The sequence below is a fragment of the Yoonia maritima genome (assembly GCF_003003285.1).
In the GTDB taxonomy this organism is placed as follows: Bacteria; Pseudomonadota; Alphaproteobacteria; order Rhodobacterales; family Rhodobacteraceae; genus Yoonia; species Yoonia maritima.
The window spans coordinates 233476-254566 of sequence record NZ_PVTP01000004.1; the positions used below are offsets into that span (position 1 = coordinate 233476).

The following is a 21091-nucleotide window of genomic DNA, read 5'->3' on the forward strand; positions in this document are numbered from 1 at the left end:
CTACTCTTTCTCTTTTTTATCGCTACCCGCAGCGCGAGCACGTGCCTGCGCCTTACGCTTGGCCATATTTGCCTTGAGCGCCGCCTTTAGCCGATCTTCGCGGCTTGTGGCAGTCTTGCCCTTACTACTCTTGGTTTGTTTGTCGCTCATGACAGCCCTGTTAGCAATATGTGCAAAAAGCGTCCAGTCAGGGCTTGCACCATCGCGCATTTGCGTCTAATTCCCCGGCTCACGGATGCTGTGGTAGCTCAGTGGTAGAGCGCGTCATTGGTAATGACGAGGTCGGGAGTTCAATTCTCCCTCGCAGCACCATCCCTTCAAATATTATTTTGACTCTAAAATGCTGAGTTCAGCGTGATCCCAACTGAGATGGTGTCGCGGGTGTATCGGCTGACGTTACTGTCCGACAGGCTGCGGTTCAGGCTGAGGCCGGGGGTGAAGCCAGCGTAAGTTGCGTCAGGAAAGCCAACCTTGATGTTATAAAACAGCGTATCATCGCTGCGCCCACCAGTTACCGGATATAGAAGGCGGTAATCCGGATAATCGGTGCGCGTATATCCAGCGCCAACAGATAGGGTTACGGGGCCAATTGGGTCTTTCCAGTTGTATCCCCCCTGAACAGTCATCGCGTTCGAAGTATAATTCACACTGTCGCCCACGCTATCAGTCGCACTAATTGACACGTGCCAACTATCACCGCTGCTTAGCGCGTGGACATAAGACATACTTAGCGTGTTGCGCTGGACGTCACCGATTGTTTCCTCAAGATAACTAAGCTGCTCTGTTCGCGCGACAAACGCGACCTTTGATCGATCTGCAAGTGGTGTTTGATAGCTAAGCCCAAAGCGGCCGATGTCGTATTTTTGAAATTCGACGTCTTGGTCGCCGGCTGTGGCTTCGCGGTAATCTGAGACACCCGCCGACGTATTTATACCGAGGTTTCCATGCGGTAGGGCGCGATCATAGCGCAGGCTAAATTCCGTTGAATTGGTGTCGAACGCGTCGTCGGGGATGTCGATGTCCTCGGTCAGCCGAACGCGTGCGCCGCTATACTGAAGGCCAACGGTTGATCGACTGTTCTTATTTTCATGAAGGCGGTATTGGGTGCGAAGGCTGAAAGATGCGCGTATTCCTGAAAGCGCGCGGGCGTCGTCTGACAGCGTACCGGTTGGGTTTCCTGGCGCGGTGAGGGTCGTGCCTTCAGCGCCACCATTGACGTTGTCTGACGGAACCACAGAAAACCCAAAATGCGTCGACCACGGGTTGCGCCGTTTAATTATGCGGGCATCTGCGATGGTCTGGGCATATTCTGCGTCGTTTGGGGCAACGGTTAACGCCCGGCGCAGCCAAAACGTTGAAAGTGTAAACCGTTCTTCTTTGGCAGCGGCCAGCGCGGTCAGCCGTGCGGCTTCGTATTTCTGGGTGTCTGTCTGGGACAATCGCCAGGCACGGGCGCCAGCGGTACGACCCTCGGTAGGATTTTCGGACTGCGAAGCGGTGGCTGCAATAATAAGCAACGCCGTGCGATCATTCGGATCTTGGGACAACAATTGACGGGCAATTTCTTGCGCAAGCTGAACATCACCAGAGCGCACCGCGCGAGCAGCGATAGCACGGGCTTGGTCTATCGGAATGTCGACCGTGGATTGCGCCAAAGCGGATTGCGCCATCAGGCATGTAATGAAGGCTATAACGCGCGCTTGCATCGGCGATGTCTCCGAAAAGTCGATTTTGGGGCACACTGCCATAGGTAGATCGGCACAACCAGCAACATCTTGGGTGCCTGCGGCTGGCAGACACTCTATAGTGACCGCAAAGCGAATCTAGCAGCCGGAGAAAAATATGCCCATCACCGCCGAACAACAGGCCGAAATCGACGAACTACGTGCAAACGCGAAACCGACCTTGCGGGCCGTGGCCGAAGGCATGGAGAACCACCTGTACAAAGCGCATGACGTGCTGGATCACGGGTTTATCCGGGTAATCGACTATATGGGCGACGATGCGGCGATCTGTCAGGCGGCACGGGTGTCTTACGGTAAGGGCACGAAATCCGTGCAAAACGACGAAGGGCTGATCCGCTATCTGATGCGCCACTGGCATTCGACGCCGTTTGAAATGTGCGAAATCAAACTGCACGTCAAACTGCCCGTCTTTGTTGCGCGTCAGTGGATCCGTCACCGGACGGCAAACGTTAACGAATACTCCGCGCGTTATTCGATCCTAGATCGCGAATTCTATATCCCAGAACCCGATAAGCTGGCCGCGCAATCTGTGATCAACAATCAGGGCAGGGGCGAAGCGCTCACCGGCGAAGAAGCCGCACGCGTGCTGGAATACCTCAAGGGTGACGCGGCGCGTTGCTATGACCACTATGCAGAAATGATCGACCAAGAAGGGCAGCAGGGGCTGGCCCGTGAATTGGCGCGGATGAACCTGCCAGCGAACATCTATACGCAGTGGTACTGGAAGGTCGACCTGCACAACCTGTTCCACTTCCTGCGCCTCCGTGCCGATGCACACGCACAATACGAAATCCGAGTCTATGCCGACGCGATCTGCAACGTCGTCGCCGACTGGGTGCCCGCCGCCTATTCCGCATTCGAAGACTACCGCATGGGCGGAGCCAACCTATCCGGTAAGGCGATTGACTGCGTGCGCCGTGTGCTTAAGGGTGAAAAAGTCACGCAGGAAACCTCTGGTATGAGCAAAGGTGAATGGCGGGAGTTTGAAAGTATTTTGAATGGTTGATTTCACGTTAGTTGGTCGACCTAAAGTAATAGGAAGCCGACATGAGCGTTTCAATCGAAGCTATTTCTCAATTAGCCAATCGAATTCATAATCACGGAGCGACTATCGAAACGGAAGAGGCGGTAAAAACGTCTGTTGTACTGCCTTTTCTGCAAGCCCTTGGCTATGATGTATTTAATCCTGCTGAAGTCGTTCCCGAATTCACTGCCGACACAATTGGTAAGAAGGGCGAAAAGGTCGACTATTCTATTCTTCGTGAAGGTGAAGTCTCGATACTAATAGAGTGCAAAAGTCTTAGTACGGTTTTGACAGATAAGCATCTCGCACAGCTTTATCGCTACTTTACGGTTACTAACGCTCGCTTTGCAGTCTTAACCAACGGTCACAAATATCAATTTTATACTGATCTAAAGCAACCAAACCGGTTGGACACTCGACCATTTTTTGTCTTTGATATTCTGGACTACAATGAAAGCTCACTGGATGAACTTTCAAAGTTTTCTAAAGCAGCGTTCGATGTTGATAACATTTTAGCACAAGCTGAGCGTCTAAAGTACGTTGCTGCGATTAAGCCAGTTTTGTCGCAGCAAATGAGCGAACCAAGTGACGAATTGATAAAGCTGATTGGGAGTGAGGTATATGAAGGCAGACTCAGCCCCTCAGTGAAGGAAATGCTGACTACTGCAACGAAAGCAGCTTTCAGAGAAATTATACGCGAACGTCTTCGCGCTCGATTGAACACTGCGCTAGAGGAACCCGAAAGTGACGTTGAAAATGAAGATGTATCAGTTTCAGGTGATTCAGAGATAGTTACGACCGAAGAAGAAATCGAAGGCTATCTTCTAGTTAAGTCAATTTTGCGGGGAACTGTCGACACCACTAGGATCGTAATTCGCGATGCGAAATCTTACTGCGCTGTTTTGCTCGACGATAACAACAGAAAACCAATTGCTAGACTGCATTTTAACAGATCCCAAAAGTATGTTGGGTTATTCCATGGTGAGAGCGAAGAAAAAAAACGCGATCGCAGATCTTGATGATATTCTAGATTTTGGTGATCAGTTAAAGCTAACTGTACAGAAGTACGAGTGATCGTACCGCCCGGCATCGCCGGGCAGCGCCCGGACCTCCCCCATGGGGAGGGCGCTTCGCACCCACCCCGAGGTCCGAACGCTCCCCTAATGATAGCGCGCCAAATTGACTGCAGGCTTCGCCGCTAATGTTGTGCATGACTACTTGCGCGGCTAAGGTCGCCCTGTAACTAAACCGGACCCAAGCACATGATCCTTTATGGCCTTCCCACCTGTTCCGACTGCAAAGCCGCGATCAAGGCGCTTGAAGCTGCGGGGCGGGATGTGGATTTTCGTGATGTCCGGGCCAATCCATTGTCCGAAGCAGAGTGGGCACCGCTCATTACGGAATTCGGCGACAATATCATCGACCGTAAATCGCAGGCTTACCGCAACCTGAATGCGTGGCTCCGCGAGAGCGAAGCAGATGCGCAGCTAGAGGCCCAACCTGCGCTTATGGCCCGCCCCATCATCACAGATGGAACGCAGTGGACGTTAGGTTGGGGGAACGACGCCCAGGCGGCGTGGCTCTAAGGTTGCAGATCGGCAAAGATATGCCGATCTCTGTCTGTTGTTGTGCTGAATTTAGGTCGGATTCACCATGAAAATAAAGTTTCTGACTGATTCTGTTGGTCAACGACGGTATTTTCACCACCCTTACCCAAAGTATAGGTTGAGCGATTCTTCTGGTTGTGAATGGGTCTCTTTTACATACCTCAAGGCCGCATGACCTAGCGTCACTTGATGCAACCTATCCGCTTTTCCCCATAAGATATGGGCTGTTTTGCGATATGTATGGTTTTGTAAATACGTCCCAGCCAACCAACAGAGAGCCAGGTCTAGTGATGAGTGAACATATGAATACCCAACCAAATACCGACACTGCACCACGCGACACATTTTCGCCAATCCGCATGGATTTGGTGGACCGCTTGACCCGCACGTGCGACCGTCTGGCAAACGGCCAGGCCCACATCGAGCGGGCCAAGCTAAAGATTGCAGCTTAACGCGGTTAACCCTGCGCTAAGTTCCCGGCCATCTTGCGGCCGTCCCGTCCTTCGATCAAATCGAAGGTAACCTTTTCGTTGTCGGCGAGCCCTGTCAGGCCTGCTTGTTCGACGGCTGAAATATGGACGAACACGTCCGATCCGCCTTCATCTGGTGCAATAAATCCAAACCCTTTGGTCGTGTTGAACCATTTTACAGTGCCGCTTGGCATGAGTATTCCTCCGTTTCGTCGTCTTTACTTGAGTGAGCGCACCCAAGCCTTGTCTCTCTAGAGTTAGGTGTTCTATGCAAAATGCAAGTGACACTTCGTCTGATTGGCGAAAGGTTGCGAATTGCTCAATCAGGAGGCGTTATGCGTTTTTTCGGTCTAAAATCATGCGATACGTGTCGCAAAGCATTAAAAGCACTACAGGCAGCAGGGCATAGCCCAGAGGTGATCGATGTCCGCGCTGATGGCGTATCAGACGCGGATCGCGCCCAGATTATTGCCCAGTTTGGTGACAAAGCGATCAACCGCGCTTCGACAACATGGCGTGGTTTGTCTGATGAGGAAAAGGCCGGTGATCCTGCTGCGTTATTGGCGGCGCATCCAACATTGATGAAGCGCCCCGTGATCGAGGCCGATGGTCAATGGACGATCGGTTGGAAGGCTGACGCACAGGCCGTACACCTTGGCGAATAGCCAACGGGTGTTTATGTGACGTCCGAGCAGTAAGGAGACACAGATGCGCAATGCCGCACTCACCCTTGGTCTGATTGCAGGCATCATGGGTATTTTCGTTGGCCTGTTTGGCTATGGCTATGCCGAATTGACCGAACGCCATTCGCAAGTGGGCGAGCTGTTAGGCTTTTTCGATAACCCTAGCTTTATCCGCTTCGCGAGCTTCATGGCACCGTTGCTGGCTATCGCCGGTGGCGCGATGGCCAAGGCGCGCGCCCTTTGGGGTGGTGGGCTAATGATCCTATCCGCGATATGTATCTATGCGGCCTTTGGTTTTAACGTGGCGACCATGTTCCCAATTGGATTTGCAGGGCTAGGTGGCGTGTTGGCTATCGCAGCTGGCAAACCGGATGAGCCTAAGGCGCATTTTTGAATAGCAAGCGGTCGGCGGATAATGCGCCGGCCCCTTTGAACACAAGTGTTGCCAGACAGAGCACCCAAAACGCGCGTTGATCCAAGATAAGCCCATCTGGCACGCGATCAAACCAGGCACCCAAAGTTCCTTCATGTGCGATCCCCCCGTGACCGAATAGGTCCGTCAGCGATTGCACAACGACAAACCCGATCATCCCCAGTGCTGCAAGCCGCGTCAAAAAACCGATGACGATGAGAAGGGGCAAGATGAACTCGGCCAATGTGCCTGCCGTGACAACCGCCCAGTGAAAAAACGATAGCTGCGACGTATCATAGCCTGCCGCCTCCATCGCGCGGGGGAAAATTTGGACGTATGCGCCTGACGAAGGCGATAAGAAGCCAAATATCCCGTCACCTAATTTGGTCAGGCCTGAATTCCAGAAATACATCAGCAGAACAGCCGCAAAGACAAATCGCGCAAGCAGGGGAAGGGCCTGATCACCTAAACGGTTCAACTGATCGACGCTCCGGGTAATGAATGGGGGGAGTTGCATGTCTGCGCCTTTCAGTGAATTTCGGTAATGGCGGATTGGCCTAGTAAGATTGATAGCGTCGCACCCAGATCCAATCGGTCGTCGGTCAGTGTTTCGCCCAGTGGTGTGTTATCCATCAACGCTTTGATACAGTTCGCACTGCTCCCGTCGATAAGATTGATCTGCGGGTCAAAGCCGGGCCGGGTAATCAGAACAGCCTCGGGCTGCATCACGGGTTTGGGCGCGTCATTGGTTGTATTCGCACGGTATATACCGTGGATTGGATAGTCAGAGGTTAGCACTTGTATCGAAGGCGCAAGGCGTAAGCGCGATGCAAGCAACGTATCGGGTGCGAGCGCGGCGAGCGCCTGAGGGTCGACCGCTTTCGTATCTGCGGCGTGATATGCCCGGCGCATAGCCAGTTCCAGCTTCGCGATGTCAGGTAGATACGGCAGGCTTTGTGCAGGTGGAAAACGGCGCAGGAACTGCGGCATCTTTTCCCCGTAGAACATCATCAACGGAGAGCTCGGTGGGTGTTTGCGCAGATAGACGCCAGCCATCGCACGAAAGAACTGATCGCCGACTAATTTGTGAATAACGGGGAATGCGGTCTCTAACGCGTCAGACAGGCTGACGGCGACATTGTTGCGATAGACATCGAAACGTTTTGTTGCGGGTGCGCCGTCGGGGTTTTGCAGCCCAGTCGGGGCAGGCGCTGCAGGATCAAACAGCCCGGCCTGAAACGCGGCTTGGTTCACTTTCATGCCGCGACCTTTGTCAGCGCAGTTACAGCGCGGGTGGCTTCTTCTGCCAAGGTGGCCCAATCGGGCACGTCGTTATCCCATTCGATCAACAGCGGCTTTGGGCCAGACCGTTCAAGCGTGTAATCCAGCAGCGCCCAAACCGGATCGACGATTGGCTTGCCGTGACTGTCGATCAGTAGTGGCGCGCCAGTTTCATCTTCGTCCTCGTCATGGCCGCCAAGGTGCAATTCGCCGACGGCCTCTAATGGGAAGGCGTCGATATAGGCTTGGGGGGATGTTTTCAGGTTTGTCGCGCTGACGAAGACGTTGTTCACGTCAAGCAGCAGGCCACAGCCGGTGCGCGCGACGATCTCGCGTAGGAATTCGGTTTCGGACAACGTGGATTCCGCAAAGGCCAGATAGCTGGATGGGTTTTCTAATAGCATCTGACGGCCAAGTGTTTCTTGGACTTGGGTAATGTGGCTTGCCACCTGCGCAAGCGTTGTTTCGGTATAAGGCAGGGGTAACAGGTCGTTCAGGAAATGACTGTCGTGGGTAGACCACGCGAGGTGCTCAGAAAAGCTGGCAGGGTTCAGCCAATCAACAAGATGCTTGAGCCGGGCAAGGTGTTCGGGATCAAGATCACCCTCAGAGCCGATAGATAGGCCGACACCATGAACCGAAATCGGAAAGCGTTCGGCAAGGTGGCGCAACTGGGCGATGGGGCGTCCGCCGCCACCCATATAGTTTTCAGCGTGAATTTCGAGCCAGCCAATAGGGTCAGGGTTTTTGATTATGTCAGCGTAATGCTGTGGCTTGTAGCCAACACCGGGAAGTGGGGGTAACGGGGCATCGCGGGACACATCAAACATGGCAGGCTCCTGTCAGGACGGGTGTAAGGTGGGCGCAAACCCACCTTACCATATTTTGGGCTTATGCAGGGATGTCGCGCTCTAGCGCTTCTAGTGAACCCATGCGCTCTGTGCCGTCAGCCATCGCTGGCAGTTCCATAGTTGTGCATGTGCCTTCTGGAACCAGTGACCAAGCGTTGCCCTGATAATCAACAGAAGATGTGCCCGCACAGCTTGTACCTGGGCCAGCCGCACAGTCGTTTTCGCCGGCAAGTGAAACGCCATAGCATTTTTCGTCAGCAGCGTGTGCAGTCGTTGCTAGACCAGCAACAGCAGACGCAACAGCAGTAGCAAGAACAAGTGATTTTTTTGTGTTGGACATGGAAGGCTTCCTTCAATTGGATCAAATTTTTGCGTCGCCTATCAGCGGCGATGCCTAAATGTTAATCGGTCCAATTGCTGGTTTTCTATTCACAGCCGCGTGCATCGCGTTTCCGTGAGGTCGTGTGAACACCGTTATTCTGCCGCGACGCCCTGTCGCACCGCAGATTTTGACAAAAAAAGAACCCGCCGGGCGTAATGCGCGGCGGGTTTGTTACAGCTTCCAGCGCTGGAATGTTACAAAAGATCGGGTGGTGTGGCGCTTTTTCTCAACTCTGCAACGATCTCAGCAAGAGATGTTACAGATGTTTTGTTTTCGCCAAGGCGGCGGACAGTCACAGTTTTCTCTGTCACTTCGCGCGCCCCCAGCGCCAGAATGACCGGAACTTTACCGACAGAGTGTTCACGAACCTTGTAGTTGATCTTCTCATTTCGGGTGTCGGCCTCGGCGCGGACGCCAACGGCGCGCAGCGCTTCGACGACTTCGTTGGCATAATCATCTGCGTCAGAAACGATGGTCGCAACAACCACCTGACGCGGGGCCAGCCAGAACGGCAGCTTGCCTGCATGTTCTTCGATCAAGATACCGATAAAGCGTTCGAACGACCCAAGTGTCGCGCGGTGCAGCATGACGGGGCGATGCTTTGCACCGTCTTCACCAACAAAGTTAGCGTCCAGACGTTCGGGCAAGTTGGCATCGACTTGCAGCGTACCACATTGCCAGTTTCGGCCAATCGCGTCAGTTAGGGTGAACTCAAGCTTTGGACCGTAGAACGCGCCTTCACCTTCAAGCACTTCGTACTCATACCCAGCCGCACGGCAGGCATCGCCAAGCGCCTTTTCCATGTGATCCCATGTTTCATCCGAACCGATCCGCTTTTCAGGACGGGTGGATAGCTTGATGGTCCAATCGTGGAACCCAAGGTCAGCATAAATCTTCGACAGGAATTCGATGAAGCGCGCAGTTTCTGCTTCGATCTGATCATCGGTACAGAAAATATGCCCATCATCTTGGGTAAAGCCACGCACACGCATGATCCCATGTAGCGCACCTGACGGTTCATAGCGCGCACAAGACCCGAATTCCGCCATGCGTAATGGCAGGTCACGATAGGATTTCAGACCCTGATTGAAAATCTGCACGTGGCACGGGCAGTTCATTGGCTTCAGCGCGTTCACGGCTTTTTCACGTGCGTGCTCTTCGTCGACTTCGACGATGAACATGTTCTCTTGGTACTTTTCCCAGTGGCCTGAGGCTTCCCAAAGCTTGCGATCAACGACTTGCGGGGTGTTTACCTCTACATAGTCGCCCTTACGTTGCTGGCGGCGCATGTAGTCTTGCAGTTCAGTGTAAACAGTCCAGCCGTTGGGGTGCCAGAACACCTGACCCGGGGCTTCTTCTTGCATGTGGAACAGGTTCATCTCGCGGCCCAGCTTGCGGTGGTCGCGTTTGGCTGCTTCTTCCAGCATATGCAGGTGGGCTTTTAGGCCCTCTTTGTTTGTGAATGCCGCGCCGTAGATACGTTGCAGCATCGGGCGGTCGCTGTCACCGCGCCAATATGCACCTGCGATAGACATCAGTTTGAAGCCATCAGCCGGAACTTGGCCGGTGTGCTGTAGGTGTGGTCCGCGGCACAGATCTTGCCAGTCGCCATGCCAATACATGCGCAGGGGCTCATCACCCGGGATGCTTTCGATCAGCTCAACCTTATAAGGTTCGCCGCGATCTTGGTAATAGGCGATCGCCTTTTCACGTTCCCAAATCTCGGTCCGGACCTCATCACGCTTGTTGATGATTTCCTTCATCTTCTTTTCGATGACGGCTAGGTCTTCGGGGGTAAACGGTTCTTTGCGGTCAAAGTCGTAGTACCAACCGTCCTTGATTACCGGCCCAATGGTGACCTGTACGTCAGGCCAAAGTTCTTGAACCGCGCGTGCCATGATGTGCGCCAGATCGTGGCGGACCAGCTCTAGCGCGGGCTCTTCGTCTTTCATTGTGTTGATCGCGATGCTGCTGTCCGCATCTATCGGCCACTGAAGATCCCAGTGTTGGTCGTTTACAGTCGCAGAGATCGCTTTTTTGCGCAGTGACGACGAAATGTCAGCAGCGACTTCGGCGGCAGTTACACCTGCGTCATAAGAACGGCTGTTGCCATCAGGAAAAGTAAGAGAGATTTGGGCCATATGTTCGGCTCCTCGTCAGTTTGGCGCCCACGGAACGCCCGGTTGCGGGTTATGTGTGAGCTGCTAAATGGAGCCAATAAAAACGGCTGTCAAGCAATGCCTGACAGCCGAAATGGTTCAGGGTGCTGTAATGACAGCAAATCCCATGATCAGAACGCAAAGCACGCCAATATTAAAGATCAACGGGCGTAGCGGCATTTTCAATCGCCCCGAGATCATCCCAACGGCATGGATAATCCTGATCCAGAAAAACGCGATAGCGGCCCAATAGGTCAGTGCGCTGAACCCATCGAGACGGTCAACGATCAACACCAAGACCGCAAAAGGAAGAAGCTGTTCTAGCAAATTCAGATGCGCCCGGTGCGCGCGGTGCACCCATGCAGGTAGCGAGTATAAATCGTATGGCCGGTCAAATGGGTCGGGTGCGCCTTCTGGCGCTGTCGTTTTTGAGATGCCGACAATGTAGGGTATCCATAGCAATGCGGCCAATATGGAAAGGCATGCAAGGATACCTATTTCCGTAGGAAGGGTTTGCATCTACATACCTTCCATCAAATATGCGCCGCCAAAGTGCGCAGGTTTGCCGGTTTCCAGCCAAGTCTTCAGCCCTGCGATGCTGCGTACCCAGCCATCTGCGGTGCCGTCTGATGGATCATTGTTCAGGTTTTCATGCAATACGGTCAGGCAGCAAAAATCGCCTTCGACCGCGATTTCATAGGTAATCTTGGATGGTGGGGCATCGGGTTCCCACGTTGGTTCAAAGGTCGTGACAAGCTTGGTCTTGGGCGTCACCTCTAGGTCGCGGGCATAAAGCGTGACGGTACCGTCGGGCATCATATAAGTGACTTTGTCGTTATCGCGTGTCGCGGTTTGCTGAAGAAAGTCATAGTGCTGGAAAGCATCGGCATTTATCAACGCGTTCCACAATGCGTCTTGGGTGCAGTTAATATAGGTTTGCATCATAAATTTCGGTTTATCAGTCATTATCGTTTCCTTTGTTACATCGCTGCCTTAAGCGCCGCACCAGTTTCGAGGTATGATTTGAGAGAGGCTGCTAATCGCGCCCAGCCTTCGGCAAAGCCTTCTTGGCCCGGTGCGATATCGTAATGTTCAATGGTCAGTTTGCATTGCCCGCACTGATCTTCGATCAGATAGACCATGTGGCTAGACGGGGCATTGGGACCCATGAAAAGCGGTTCAAATGTCATCGCAATGCGGGTTTTGGGATCTAATGCTGTCGTCACTTGTCGCAACATTGCCTCGCCATTCGGCAGGATAAACGCGGTCGGTTGATCGACAGCAGCATTTCCTTGCACCACGTTACAGGCAAAGTGATAGGCCGCCATTTGGTCAGCCTCGGTCAGGGCAGACCAAAGCGCATCTTGGGTGCAGCGGATAAATGTCTGCATCATGAAATCGGGTTTTCCCATTTTCGTATCTCTTTCAAGTTTCTGTTTTAATTCAGTCAAAGCACGGGCCTGTGGCTGCAAAAATGGTGCAACCCAGCGATCCATCAGTTCCTGTAAGGGGAGTGCATTCAGGTAATGATATTTGAACCGCCCTTGTTTGCGCGTGACGATCAGCCCTGCATCTTCAAGTGACTTTAGGTGTTTCATTACGCCAAAACGGCTCAGACTTAGCACCTGTTCAAGATCACTTAGGCTTTGGCCGTCTTGCTTGCGCAAGCTGTCTAGCAGCGCACGGCGGGCAGGGTCGTTCAGGGCTTTGAATATTTTGTCCATAGAATCGCTTATATGTTACTTTATAGTAACGTGACAATGGGGTAACCTAATTGGGCTTGCAGGATAGCGTCGCTTGTGATGGTTTCACCTTATGAAAAAGACCTCTGACACCCCGACATTCACCACGCCACAAGGGCGTAAAATTGCATACCATCTGACGGATGGCACTGGCCCCGCAGTCGTGTTCCTTGGCGGTTTCAAATCTGACATGGGCGGCACGAAGGCCGTGTATTTAGAAGACTGGGCGCGTAAAGAGGGTCGAGCATTTCTACGGTTTGACTATTCTGGTCATGGCGAAAGCGACGGCGCGTTTACTGATGGCGCGATTGGTGACTGGTTTGAGGATGCCTGTGCGGCGCTGGGCCTGATTGCCGGAAAGGTCGTTCTTGTCGGATCGTCGATGGGCGGTTGGATATCACTGCAGATCGCCCGCGCGATGCCAGAACGCATTGCTGGGATGGTTACTATCGCAGCGGCCCCTGATTTTACCGAAGACAGCATGTGGGGCAGTTTTACCGATGCGCAAAAGGCAGAATTGGCGCAAGGGCAGGTGGCATTACCGTCCGATTACGGCGAACCTTACATCATCACAAAGCGCCTGATCGAAGAAGGGCGCAACCGGTTGGTACTGCGTGATCCGCTTTCGCTGCCGTTCCCAGTGCGGTTCTTGCAAGGTACTGCAGATGCTGACGTGGATATGTCGGTGGCGCTGCGACTGTTAGATCATGCGACCGGGCCAGATATGCGTCTGACATTGTTGGATGGCGCCGATCATCGGTTCTCTGATGATACCTGTCTGACGCTGATTGAACAGTCGGTTACCGAGGTGCTGCACGCCGCAGGGTAATCGCTGGCCCGAGGCTGAAGCCTTGGCTATGGTATTATGAAACGTGGGTAAAATGGTGGCTTTGATGGATATCACAACGCTTGAACAGGATTTGGCTGCCGCAGAGGCGAAGGTTCCAAATCTTCGACCTGGTTGTGAAAAGCACATCGTGTGGGCCGGTGAACCAAGCACTAAAACTACGGTCGTTATTCTGAATATCCACGGGTTTTCCGCATCACCTGCGGAATTGCGCCCGCTTCCAGAACGTGTTGCCCAAAATATTGGCGCGAATATCTTTTTTACACGACTATCTGGGCATGGCCAAGATGGGCCGGCGATGGCGACCGCCACATTTGCTGAATGGACTCAAGACGTGGCCGAGGCTGTTGAAATCGCCCAGACCATCGGAGATGAGGTCATTTTGATGGGGTGTTCTACAGGCTGTACCTTGGCAACGCTTGCCTTGGCCCAAGGTGTAGAGGCCAAAGCCGCTATTTTGATTTCTCCGAACTATGGTTTGCGTAGCTGGATCGCACAGACCCTGCTGGATATGCCGGGTGTGCGAAAATGGGGGCGCTACGTGGTTGGAAAAACACGTAGCTTTGCGCCTATTAACGATGGGCACAGCGCGTATTGGACGACATCTTACCCAACCGAGGCGCTATACCCGATGGCTGACGCTGTGCGTGCCGTGCGCCATGCCGATCTGTCACAAATCACAACACCTGCTATGTTTGTCATGAACGAAGCTGACACTGTCGTACATCCCAAACTGACGCGCGAAGTCATCGCGCGTTGGGGTGGTCCCACAACAGAAGATATCGTAATTCCCGGTCCGGGCGACGATGTGAATGGGCACGTTATGGCGGGTGATGTCTTTAGTCCTAATCAGACGGAACCACTTGCTCGGCGGATTTCGGCTTGGCTTAAGACGCTTTAACGCTGCCGAATGGTTGCGTGGGGCTGCATACCACGTCAGAGTTGTGCGAACGAAAAACCTAAAAGGTTAGGTATGCAGACAGGTCTAAGCATAAATGCCATGTGAAACGCTGGTGATGATCCCACCAATGCTGTGCGATGCACGCATTTTCGAACCACAGATCAGTGATCTAGGGTCGGATCATGCTGTGATGTTTGCCCCGACCACCAAGGGCGAGCGGATGGAAGAAGTCGCTTCACAAATCCTGTCATGGGCGCCTTCAAAGTTTGCGCTGGCAGGCATGGGGATGGGCGGCATGGTCGCGATGGAGGTTCTGCGCCGGGCGCCGGAACGTGTCACGCGGATCGCGCTGATTAGCACGAACCCACAGCCTGACACACCCGAAGCGGCCTCTGCGCGGGAACCACAAATTATTGCGGCGCGGGCGGGGCGCTGGGCCGATGTGCTACAGCATGAAATTCATTCGACATGGATGTCTCCGAATATCGATAAAGTTGCTCTCGTGCGGTTGCTTACAATGATGGGTAATCAGCTGGGACCCGAATCCTATGTCAAACAGGCGCGGGCGATGCAGCGCCGTAAAGACCAGCAACCTGTTTTGCGCAAGATCACACAGCCTGCGCTTGTGATTTGCGGGCGTCATGACGGCCACTATCCAGTAAAACGCCATGAGTTTATGGCAGAGCTTATTCCCTATGCGACGCTCGAGGTGATCGAAGATGCAGGGTATCTCCCGACGGTTGAGACGCCGGATGCGGTGACAGCAGCGCTTCGGACATGGATGAAAGCGCCGCTGATGTTGCGCAACTAAGCTAAGCGGCGGCGTTTTTGTTCGCGGCTTTCTGCTTTTTCGGCTCGTCAGAATTCGCGTCGATGAAATCAAGCACAAGTGGGCGGATGTTATTGCGCCAGCTTCCGCCCGCAAAGATACCGTAGTGACCTGCACCGGGTTCAACATGCGACGCTTTTTTGCTGTCAGGCAGGTTGGTCAACAGGTCCAGCGCAGCAAGGCACTGACCGGGCGCTGAGATATCGTCGTTTTCGCCTTCTACAATTTTCACGGCGACTGTCGTGATTTTGCCAATATCAACCTTGCGGCCTGCAACGCTGAAATCATTGCGGGCGATGTCGCGGTTTTTGAACACCCGTTCAACGGTTGATAGATAGAATTCAGCGGTCATATCCATGACGGCAAGATATTCGTCATAAAAGGCGTTATGCTTATCATGTTCGCGTGCTTCGCCCTTGGCGGTCTTGATGATCTGATCGCGAAACGCGTTGGCATGCGTTTCACCATTCATCGAGATAAATGAAGCAAGCTGAAGCAGTCCGGGGTATACCATCCGACCAACGCCTGCGTATTTAAAGCCGACGCGCTGGATCATTGTCTGTTCCAACTGGCCCATTGTCACAGAACGCCCAAAGTCGGTGACTTCGGTGTGGTTCGCCTCTGGGTCGACGGGGCCGCCGATTAAGGTCAGCGAACGCGGCTGCGCTTTGGGGTCTTCTTCGGCAAGATAGGCGGTCGCAGCCAACGCCAAAGGCACAGGCTGACAGACGGCAATCACGTGGATATCAGAGCCGAGTTCGCGCATGAAGTCGACCAGATATAAGGTGTAATCTTCGACATCGAACTTCCCTTCGCTGACGGGGATGTCGCGGGCGTTGTGCCAGTCGGTAATGTAAACGTCACAATCAGGCAGTAGGCTGATCACAGTTTTGCGAAGTAAGGTAGCATAGTGGCCCGACATCGGCGCGGTAATCAGTACCCGACGTTTGCTTGGCTTACGGCCAGGTATCGTAAAGTGGATCAAGTCGCCAAAGGGGCGTTCTACGACGGTTTCAATGACGACGGGGTGATCCTTGCCTTTTTCGCAGGTGACGGGGGGGATGTTCCAATCGGGCTTTACGATCATACGCGCAAAAGTACGTTCCGTTACTTCACCCCACGCCATAAGCCAATCCATCGCAGGGTTCGCCCCAACCGACATCATTGGATATGACGCAAAGGCACGTGCCGTCGCCCCAAGCCATTGGTTTGTGTTTCGCGCGCTTTCCATCAGGTCGTAGGTCATCATATACTTCATCAGAACATCTCCGGTTAGGGGCGCGCAGATCATGCTGCACTTGCAGCATAGGCATGGGAACGTGAATATGACAACTAACGATTTAGAAACAAACGCGGCGTCTGATCACAATGTTACAACTTTAGAGGCCAATCTTGTCCATATTGAGGAACTGACGCAACGTCTACTTAAGGCAATGAGCCATGGACGTAAGATCCCCTCTGCTCTGCAAGGACCAAGCCAAGAGCTCTATTTAAAGGCGGCAAGCGCTTACATGGGCGAAATGATGCAGAATCCCGCGAAACTGATCGAACATCAGATCGAATTTTGGGGGAAGTCCGTAAAGCATTTCGTCGAGGCGCAGCACCTATTGGTACAAGGCAAACTTTCGCCTGCAACGGATGAAACGCCAACAGACCGCCGATTTTCGCATGAGCTGTGGGAAACCAACCCGTATTTCAACTATATCAAGCAGCAATATATAATGAATTCCGCTGCGGTGCAGCAGGCGGTCGAGGATATCGACACGCTTGATTCGGATGAAAAGAAGCGGTTGCGCTACTTTAGTCAGCAGATTTTAGACATGGCATGCCCAACAAATTTTCTTGCGACCAACCCCGAAGCATTGGCGCTTGCCGCCGAGACAGAGGGCGAAAGCTTGATTGCCGGGCTTGAAAACATGATCGCTGATCTTGAAGCGAACAATGGTGATCTGGTCGTGACTTTGGCGGATAAATCGGCGTTCCAATTGGGGCAAAACATTGCGACCACTCCGGGGTCCGTGGTGTTTCGGAACCATCTGTTTGAGCTTATCCAATATGCGCCCACGACCGAAACAGTTCATGAAATACCGCTGATCATTTTTCCGCCGTGGATCAACAAATTCTACATTCTCGACCTTAAGCCGCAGAATAGCCTGATCAAATGGGCGGTTGATCAAGGGCACACAGTTTTTGTGGTGTCATGGGTTAATCCGGACGCAAGTTACAAAGACACGTCGATGACAGACTATATCGAAGACGGTTTTCTGACTGCTATCAACGAAGTCAAAAAAATCTGCGATGTGAAAAAAGTAAACGCGGTAGGGTATTGCATTGCTGGCACCACGTTGTCGCTGACGCTCGCGCTTATGAAGCAGCGCAAGGATACATCTGTGAATAGCGCTACCTTATTCACGACGTTGACCGATTTCTCGGAACGTGGCGAAGTTGGCGTGTTCCTTGATGATGATTTTGTAAATGGGATTGCGGAAGAGGTGGCCGAAAGCGGGATATTGGACTCATTCTATATGTCGCGTACGTTTTCATTCTTGCGATCGAATGATTTGATCTACGGTCCGGCCATCAAAAGCTACATGATGGGTCAAGCACCACCTGCATTTGATTTGTTGTATTGGAATGGGGATGGAACAAATCTACCCGCGAAAATGGCCGTCGAGTATTTGCGGGGGTTATGTCAGCACGACAAATTCGCAACTGAAGGGTTCGAGGTTTGCGGTACGAAAGTAAAGATACAAGATGTGTCGGTCCCACTGTTTGCAATCGCCTGCGAGACTGATCACATTGCCGCGTGGAAAAGCAGTTACGCTGGTGTTCAAAGGATGGGGTCAAAGGATAAGACGTTCATTCTTTCCCAGTCCGGACATATTGCAGGTATCATTAATCCACCGTCAAAACGGAAATATGGCCACTATACAAACCCAGAATTGGGGTTGGATGCGGCGGATTGGTTGGCGTCGGCAGACAAGCATGACGGGTCTTGGTGGGGAAGGTGGGATTCGTGGTTATCTAGTAAATCAGTTAAAAATGTCGATTCGAGACAACCTGGGAGTGATTCAAATCCAATTTTAGCCCCTGCACCGGGCATATATGTGTCTCCTAAGTAGCGGAATAGGTTTGTTAATTTTGCGGGTGCGAAATAAATCATGCCGCACTGCAGAAAAAACTTGCAATGCCGCGCTGCAGCATTCATATTGGTGTCAGAGTTTCACAGCGTGGTGATTATCACGCTTCACCCGAAAGGCTGATACCAATGGCTACTAAGACACAAGATTTCACTGCGATCTTTAAAGATATGGCAGACGCTTTCCCTGTCGATACAAAAGCGATGGAAGAGCAGTTCAAAACCCAAACTGCGCTTGCAGAAAAAATGTCTACTGTTGCGTTGGACGCCGCCGGCAAATCGGCAGAGCAGTCCGCAAAATGGACACAAGACACGATCGCAAAGCTTGAAGAAATGTCAAAAGCAAAAGCAGAGCCTGCTGATTACGCGAAAGCGATGACTGATTTCGCATCTGCAACAGCTGAATCTGCTGCCGAGCATATGTCTGCTTTTGCTGAAATCGCTAAAAAGGTTCAGACACAGACAATGGAATTGGTTCTTGCTGCGGGCAAAGACATTTCGGAAGACATGACTGCTGCTGCTAAGAAAGCGACAACAGAAGTGACTGCCGCTGCGAAAAAAGCGACAGCATCTGCAAAGTAATAACGGTGAAATCTACCCATGCCTCCCTCATGGTATGATTTCCCGAAACGGCTCGCGATTTGCGGGCCGTTTTTTTGTGCTGATATGCGGTTTGCTATGCGCCTAACGCATTCCCGTTAAGTCAGGGTATCTAAAACGCTTTCTTTTTGCGCAGGCGCGGCATAGGCTTCTCTGCACTGCAATATATCTTGGGAGGGATCGCTGTGGCTGACACAAATAAACCGCTTCTCATTAAGCGCTACGCGAGCCGACGTTTGTACAATACTGAAACAAGCGACTACGTGACGCTTGAGGATATCGCTTTGTTCATTCGTGAAGGGCGCGAAGTTCAAATCGTTGACTTGAAGTCCGGGGATGATCTGACGCGGCAATACCTTCTTCAAATTATCGCCGAGCATGAAAGCCGCGGAGAAAGCGTATTACCCGTTGATGTATTAACTGACCTCGTGCGTAGCTACACGAGCCAAGCGGCGTCAGTTGTACCTGAGTTCCTGCAAGCGAGCTTTGAAATGCTACGCGAAGGTCAATCTAAAGCACTAGACAATATGGGGAAGGCGAACCCAATGACTGCGATGCCTGGGTTCGAGGCGATGCAGGCGCAGCAAGCTGCGTTCTTTAAAGCGATGACCGGTGGCATAATGCCAACACCAAGCACGTCAGAAAAATCTAGCGATGACTTGGGTGAAATAAAGGATCAGCTTGCGGCGCTGCAGGAAAAACTTGCAAAGATGGGGAAGTAGGGCGAAGGAATTTCTAGAAATTCCTTCCGGTAGATCAAATTTTTCGAAATTTGATCGCAGCTAGCAGATCAATTCAATCGGTCCATCGTTACAGATGATGACATAGTATTGGTGGGTGCGGATCATTCGAAATCCGCGCCGTTTTACTTCCGCTATTAACGCGTCTGTGCCGATTTCACGCTCAACATCAATAACCTGACGGCGGATCACCCCGCCGATTGTGGCTGCACGACACTGAAAAATTTGTGCAAGCCAGTCACGTCTATCTCGCTTGTGATATCGCATGAGTTCCATCGCCACAGTATGGTGTGGCGATGGTTAACTATAACTTAAGCGACGTCAGCAAAAACGCCATCAAGCGCCTTTTCAAGTTTGCTAAACATCTCGTCCATATGTGTAGAGGTGAAAATGAACGGTGGGCACAGCACAACAGCTTGCCCCAGAGGCCGGCAAATTAGACCTTGGTCGGTACAAGCGTTAGCAATTCGTTCGCTGACGGATAGAGACCCATCAAACGGGCGCTTAGTGTCCTTATCGGCTACTGCCTCAAGCGCGCCCATCAGCCCCTTGCCGCGCCACTCACCGATATTTTTCTTTTCGGCTAGCCGCGCCATGCCTTCTTCGAACAGCGGGGTCAGGGTCCGAACGTTTTCTTCCAGACCTTCGTTCATCACGACGTCGATCGCTTTCAGGGCGATAGCACAGCCAACGGGGTGGCCGGACGCAGTAAACCCATGCGGGAATTCTTCAATCGCTTCCGATGCCGCCTGCAAGCGATCCGTCAGATCAGGTCCGAGGATCACAGCACCCATCGGAAATAACCCAGCTGTTAGGTTCTTGGACGAGATGATCGCGTCAGGAATAAAATCATATGTCTGGCAGCCCCAAGTGTTCCCCGTACGGCCAAACCCGGTGATGACTTCATCAGCGATCAGCGGAATATTGTATTTTTTAAGGATTGGCTGGACGGCTTGGAAATACCCGGAGGACGGTGGGATTACCCCACCGGCACCCATGACGGGTTCTGCGAAAAAGCCCGCGATCGTATCTGGACCTTCGCGCAGAATGGTTTCTTCCAGTTCCGCAGCCATACGGGCCGTAAATTGGGCCTCGGTTTCACCTTCTTGGCCAAAGCGCCAGTAGTGTGGGCAGGACAGGTGGATGAACCCTTCCAATGGCAACCCAAAGACGCTGTTATAAGGCTTGCCTGTCATCGACGCGGATACCGCCGTCACGCCATGATAGCCGTTAACGCGGGTCAGGATTTTCCGGCGCTGTGGTTTGCCTTCGGCCCCCGCAAGAAACCATAGCATTTTGACCATTGTGTCGTTCGCTTCGGAACCTGAGTTCGTGTAAAATACTTTGCCGCGCGGAAATGGTGAAACTTCGACTAGTTTTTCAGACAGCATCACTGTCTGGTCGGACATACGTCCAAACAGCGAGTGATAGCCTGGGAAACGGTCATACTGTTCCTTGGCAGCGGCAATGAGGCCGGGATGGTCGAAACCAGCGACCATGTTCCAAAGACCAGAATTCGCATCAAGATATTCGCGCCTGTGCACGTCGTAAACATAAGGCCCTTTGCCGTGCGTAAGCACGACGGTGCCGCGTTCTTTGACTGTGGGCAAATCAGTGAACCCGTAAAACGAATTCTCGCTCGCGCGGGCTTCCCAGCTGTTGGGGGTGTCGTCAGACAT

At 52.6% G+C, this 21091-nt stretch carries 26 protein-coding genes and 1 tRNA gene; 13 read left to right on the top strand and 14 right to left on the bottom strand.

Going from position 1 to position 21091, the window contains the following annotated elements:
* Complete coding sequence (locus tag CLV80_RS18445; RefSeq protein ID WP_165793346.1) at positions 1–150, bottom strand: hypothetical protein; 150 nt, start codon at positions 148–150, stop codon at positions 1–3.
* Positions 151–237: 87 nt separating this feature from the next.
* On the opposite strand from CLV80_RS18445, the gene CLV80_RS07775 reads away from it, so the two are divergent.
* Positions 238–312: transfer RNA gene (locus tag CLV80_RS07775), tRNA-Thr, on the top strand.
* 23 nt (positions 313–335) lie between these two features.
* Here the strand turns inward: CLV80_RS07775 and CLV80_RS07780 are convergent.
* The gene (locus CLV80_RS07780) at positions 336–1706 is read right to left on the bottom strand and encodes a surface lipoprotein assembly modifier (protein ID WP_106356626.1); all 1371 of its coding nucleotides are present in this window, start codon (positions 1704–1706) and stop codon (positions 336–338) included.
* 136 nt (positions 1707–1842) lie between these two features.
* Here CLV80_RS07780 and thyX point away from each other — a divergent pair, with 136 nt between their 5' ends.
* The 4 genes from thyX (at position 1843) to CLV80_RS18450 (ending at position 4828) form a co-directional block, all read left to right on the top strand.
* Positions 1843–2751 carry an FAD-dependent thymidylate synthase gene (gene thyX / locus CLV80_RS07785; protein WP_106356628.1) on the top strand — a complete coding sequence of 303 codons (909 nt, stop codon included), beginning with the start codon at positions 1843–1845 and terminating at the stop codon, positions 2749–2751.
* A gap of 41 nt (positions 2752–2792) precedes the next feature.
* Positions 2793–3788: a type I restriction endonuclease gene (locus tag CLV80_RS07790; RefSeq protein ID WP_243394468.1), complete on the top strand. Its 996-nt coding sequence runs from the start codon at positions 2793–2795 to the stop codon at positions 3786–3788.
* A gap of 243 nt (positions 3789–4031) precedes the next feature.
* Positions 4032–4355 (top strand): arsenate reductase family protein, encoded by a 324-nt coding sequence (locus CLV80_RS07795; protein WP_106356630.1) that lies wholly within the window; start codon positions 4032–4034, stop codon positions 4353–4355.
* A gap of 323 nt (positions 4356–4678) precedes the next feature.
* Entirely contained in the window at positions 4679–4828 is a 150-nt protein-coding gene (locus CLV80_RS18450; RefSeq protein ID WP_162617542.1) for a hypothetical protein, read from the top strand.
* A gap of 5 nt (positions 4829–4833) precedes the next feature.
* Here CLV80_RS18450 and CLV80_RS07800 read toward each other — a convergent pair whose 3' ends face one another.
* Positions 4834–5040, bottom strand: coding sequence for a cold-shock protein (locus tag CLV80_RS07800; protein WP_106356632.1), 207 nt, complete (start codon positions 5038–5040; stop codon positions 4834–4836).
* Between the two features lie 141 nt (positions 5041–5181).
* Here CLV80_RS07800 and CLV80_RS07805 point away from each other — a divergent pair, with 141 nt between their 5' ends.
* The gene (locus tag CLV80_RS07805; RefSeq protein ID WP_106356634.1) at positions 5182–5511 is read left to right on the top strand and encodes an arsenate reductase family protein; all 330 of its coding nucleotides are present in this window, start codon (positions 5182–5184) and stop codon (positions 5509–5511) included.
* Positions 5512–5554: 43 nt separating this feature from the next.
* On the top strand, positions 5555–5923 hold the full coding sequence (locus CLV80_RS07810) for a hypothetical protein (RefSeq protein ID WP_106356636.1): 369 nt from the start codon (positions 5555–5557) through the stop codon (positions 5921–5923).
* Here CLV80_RS07810 and CLV80_RS07815 read toward each other — a convergent pair.
* The 8 genes from CLV80_RS07815 to CLV80_RS07850 all read right to left on the bottom strand — a co-directional run bounded on the left by CLV80_RS07815 (position 5907) and on the right by CLV80_RS07850 (position 12338).
* Positions 5907–6458: a DoxX family protein gene (locus CLV80_RS07815; protein ID WP_106356638.1), complete on the bottom strand. Its 552-nt coding sequence runs from the start codon at positions 6456–6458 to the stop codon at positions 5907–5909. The two genes, CLV80_RS07810 and CLV80_RS07815, sit on opposite strands and share 17 nt — an antisense overlap.
* A gap of 11 nt (positions 6459–6469) precedes the next feature.
* Complete coding sequence (locus CLV80_RS07820) at positions 6470–7201, bottom strand: HvfC/BufC N-terminal domain-containing protein (RefSeq protein WP_106356640.1); 732 nt, start codon at positions 7199–7201, stop codon at positions 6470–6472.
* On the bottom strand, positions 7198–8052 hold the full coding sequence (gene bufB, locus CLV80_RS07825; RefSeq protein ID WP_106356642.1) for an MNIO family bufferin maturase: 855 nt from the start codon (positions 8050–8052) through the stop codon (positions 7198–7200). The genes CLV80_RS07820 and bufB overlap by 4 nt, the downstream gene beginning before the upstream one ends.
* Positions 8053–8113: 61 nt before the next feature.
* Positions 8114–8413: a BufA1 family periplasmic bufferin-type metallophore gene (locus tag CLV80_RS07830; protein ID WP_106356644.1), complete on the bottom strand. Its 300-nt coding sequence runs from the start codon at positions 8411–8413 to the stop codon at positions 8114–8116.
* Between the two features lie 236 nt (positions 8414–8649).
* Positions 8650–10596, bottom strand: a complete 1947-nt coding sequence (gene thrS, locus CLV80_RS07835) for a threonine--tRNA ligase (protein ID WP_106356646.1) — start codon at positions 10594–10596, stop codon at positions 8650–8652.
* A 117-nt stretch (positions 10597–10713) separates the two neighbouring features.
* A complete protein-coding gene (locus CLV80_RS07840; RefSeq protein WP_106356648.1) occupies positions 10714–11133 on the bottom strand; it encodes an MAPEG family protein in 420 nt (139 codons plus the stop codon).
* Entirely contained in the window at positions 11134–11580 is a 447-nt protein-coding gene (locus tag CLV80_RS07845; protein WP_106356650.1) for an SRPBCC domain-containing protein, read from the bottom strand. It abuts the gene before it with no gap.
* Positions 11581–11594: 14 nt separating this feature from the next.
* Positions 11595–12338 carry an ArsR/SmtB family transcription factor gene (locus CLV80_RS07850; RefSeq protein WP_106356652.1) on the bottom strand — a complete coding sequence of 248 codons (744 nt, stop codon included), beginning with the start codon at positions 12336–12338 and terminating at the stop codon, positions 11595–11597.
* Positions 12339–12429: 91 nt separating this feature from the next.
* Here CLV80_RS07850 and CLV80_RS07855 point away from each other — a divergent pair, with 91 nt between their 5' ends.
* The 3 genes from CLV80_RS07855 (at position 12430) to CLV80_RS07865 (ending at position 14915) form a co-directional block, all read left to right on the top strand.
* Entirely contained in the window at positions 12430–13185 is a 756-nt protein-coding gene (locus CLV80_RS07855) for an alpha/beta hydrolase (RefSeq protein ID WP_106356654.1), read from the top strand.
* A gap of 64 nt (positions 13186–13249) precedes the next feature.
* Positions 13250–14104, top strand: a complete 855-nt coding sequence (locus tag CLV80_RS07860) for an alpha/beta hydrolase (RefSeq protein ID WP_165793347.1) — start codon at positions 13250–13252, stop codon at positions 14102–14104.
* A 94-nt stretch (positions 14105–14198) separates the two neighbouring features.
* Positions 14199–14915 carry an alpha/beta fold hydrolase gene (locus CLV80_RS07865; protein WP_106356658.1) on the top strand — a complete coding sequence of 239 codons (717 nt, stop codon included), beginning with the start codon at positions 14199–14201 and terminating at the stop codon, positions 14913–14915.
* Between the two features lies 1 nt (position 14916).
* Here the strand turns inward: CLV80_RS07865 and phaZ are convergent, their stop codons facing one another.
* Entirely contained in the window at positions 14917–16191 is a 1275-nt protein-coding gene (gene phaZ, locus CLV80_RS07870; protein ID WP_106356946.1) for a polyhydroxyalkanoate depolymerase, read from the bottom strand.
* A gap of 67 nt (positions 16192–16258) precedes the next feature.
* Here phaZ and CLV80_RS07875 point away from each other — a divergent pair, with 67 nt between their 5' ends.
* The 3 genes from CLV80_RS07875 to phaR all read left to right on the top strand — a co-directional run bounded on the left by CLV80_RS07875 (position 16259) and on the right by phaR (position 19394).
* Positions 16259–18055 carry a PHA/PHB synthase family protein gene (locus tag CLV80_RS07875; protein WP_106356660.1) on the top strand — a complete coding sequence of 599 codons (1797 nt, stop codon included), beginning with the start codon at positions 16259–16261 and terminating at the stop codon, positions 18053–18055.
* 146 nt (positions 18056–18201) lie between these two features.
* Positions 18202–18654, top strand: coding sequence for a Phasin (locus CLV80_RS07880; protein WP_106356662.1), 453 nt, complete (start codon positions 18202–18204; stop codon positions 18652–18654).
* A gap of 203 nt (positions 18655–18857) precedes the next feature.
* Positions 18858–19394 carry a polyhydroxyalkanoate synthesis repressor PhaR gene (gene phaR, locus CLV80_RS07885; protein ID WP_106356665.1) on the top strand — a complete coding sequence of 179 codons (537 nt, stop codon included), beginning with the start codon at positions 18858–18860 and terminating at the stop codon, positions 19392–19394.
* A 60-nt stretch (positions 19395–19454) separates the two neighbouring features.
* Here phaR and CLV80_RS07890 read toward each other — a convergent pair whose 3' ends face one another.
* Complete coding sequence (locus CLV80_RS07890; RefSeq protein WP_106356668.1) at positions 19455–19679, bottom strand: N-(5'-phosphoribosyl)anthranilate isomerase; 225 nt, start codon at positions 19677–19679, stop codon at positions 19455–19457.
* 44 nt (positions 19680–19723) lie between these two features.
* Positions 19724–21091, bottom strand: coding sequence for an aminotransferase (locus CLV80_RS07895; RefSeq protein WP_106356671.1), 1368 nt, complete (start codon positions 21089–21091; stop codon positions 19724–19726).

Excerpts from the sequence above, each read along its gene's own strand:
- CLV80_RS07865 (WP_106356658.1), top strand. The coding sequence starts at position 14,199 with ATGCCATGTGAAACGCTGGTGATGATCCCACCAATGCTGTGCGATGCA.
- CLV80_RS07800 (WP_106356632.1), bottom strand. The coding sequence starts at position 5,040 with ATGCCAAGCGGCACTGTAAAATGGTTCAACACGACCAAAGGGTTTGGA.
- CLV80_RS07895 (WP_106356671.1), bottom strand. The coding sequence starts at position 21,091 with ATGTCTGACGACACCCCCAACAGCTGGGAAGCCCGCGCGAGCGAGAAT.
- CLV80_RS18450 (WP_162617542.1), top strand. The coding sequence starts at position 4,679 with ATGAATACCCAACCAAATACCGACACTGCACCACGCGACACATTTTCG.
- phaZ (WP_106356946.1), bottom strand. The coding sequence starts at position 16,191 with ATGAAGTATATGATGACCTACGACCTGATGGAAAGCGCGCGAAACACA.
- CLV80_RS07820 (WP_106356640.1), bottom strand. The coding sequence starts at position 7,201 with ATGAAAGTGAACCAAGCCGCGTTTCAGGCCGGGCTGTTTGATCCTGCA.
- CLV80_RS07855 (WP_106356654.1), top strand. The coding sequence starts at position 12,430 with ATGAAAAAGACCTCTGACACCCCGACATTCACCACGCCACAAGGGCGT.
- bufB (WP_106356642.1), bottom strand. The coding sequence starts at position 8,052 with ATGTTTGATGTGTCCCGCGATGCCCCGTTACCCCCACTTCCCGGTGTT.
- CLV80_RS07860 (WP_165793347.1), top strand. The coding sequence starts at position 13,250 with ATGGATATCACAACGCTTGAACAGGATTTGGCTGCCGCAGAGGCGAAG.
- CLV80_RS07880 (WP_106356662.1), top strand. The coding sequence starts at position 18,202 with ATGGCTACTAAGACACAAGATTTCACTGCGATCTTTAAAGATATGGCA.
- CLV80_RS18445 (WP_165793346.1), bottom strand. The coding sequence starts at position 150 with ATGAGCGACAAACAAACCAAGAGTAGTAAGGGCAAGACTGCCACAAGC.
- thrS (WP_106356646.1), bottom strand. The coding sequence starts at position 10,596 with ATGGCCCAAATCTCTCTTACTTTTCCTGATGGCAACAGCCGTTCTTAT.
- CLV80_RS07840 (WP_106356648.1), bottom strand. The coding sequence starts at position 11,133 with ATGCAAACCCTTCCTACGGAAATAGGTATCCTTGCATGCCTTTCCATA.
- CLV80_RS07795 (WP_106356630.1), top strand. The coding sequence starts at position 4,032 with ATGATCCTTTATGGCCTTCCCACCTGTTCCGACTGCAAAGCCGCGATC.
- CLV80_RS07790 (WP_243394468.1), top strand. The coding sequence starts at position 2,793 with ATGAGCGTTTCAATCGAAGCTATTTCTCAATTAGCCAATCGAATTCAT.
- CLV80_RS07830 (WP_106356644.1), bottom strand. The coding sequence starts at position 8,413 with ATGTCCAACACAAAAAAATCACTTGTTCTTGCTACTGCTGTTGCGTCT.
- CLV80_RS07815 (WP_106356638.1), bottom strand. The coding sequence starts at position 6,458 with ATGCAACTCCCCCCATTCATTACCCGGAGCGTCGATCAGTTGAACCGT.
- CLV80_RS07850 (WP_106356652.1), bottom strand. The coding sequence starts at position 12,338 with ATGGACAAAATATTCAAAGCCCTGAACGACCCTGCCCGCCGTGCGCTG.
- CLV80_RS07810 (WP_106356636.1), top strand. The coding sequence starts at position 5,555 with ATGCGCAATGCCGCACTCACCCTTGGTCTGATTGCAGGCATCATGGGT.
- CLV80_RS07890 (WP_106356668.1), bottom strand. The coding sequence starts at position 19,679 with ATGCGATATCACAAGCGAGATAGACGTGACTGGCTTGCACAAATTTTT.
- CLV80_RS07845 (WP_106356650.1), bottom strand. The coding sequence starts at position 11,580 with ATGACTGATAAACCGAAATTTATGATGCAAACCTATATTAACTGCACC.
- CLV80_RS07805 (WP_106356634.1), top strand. The coding sequence starts at position 5,182 with ATGCGTTTTTTCGGTCTAAAATCATGCGATACGTGTCGCAAAGCATTA.
- CLV80_RS07875 (WP_106356660.1), top strand. The coding sequence starts at position 16,259 with ATGACAACTAACGATTTAGAAACAAACGCGGCGTCTGATCACAATGTT.
- CLV80_RS07780 (WP_106356626.1), bottom strand. The coding sequence starts at position 1,706 with ATGCAAGCGCGCGTTATAGCCTTCATTACATGCCTGATGGCGCAATCC.
- thyX (WP_106356628.1), top strand. The coding sequence starts at position 1,843 with ATGCCCATCACCGCCGAACAACAGGCCGAAATCGACGAACTACGTGCA.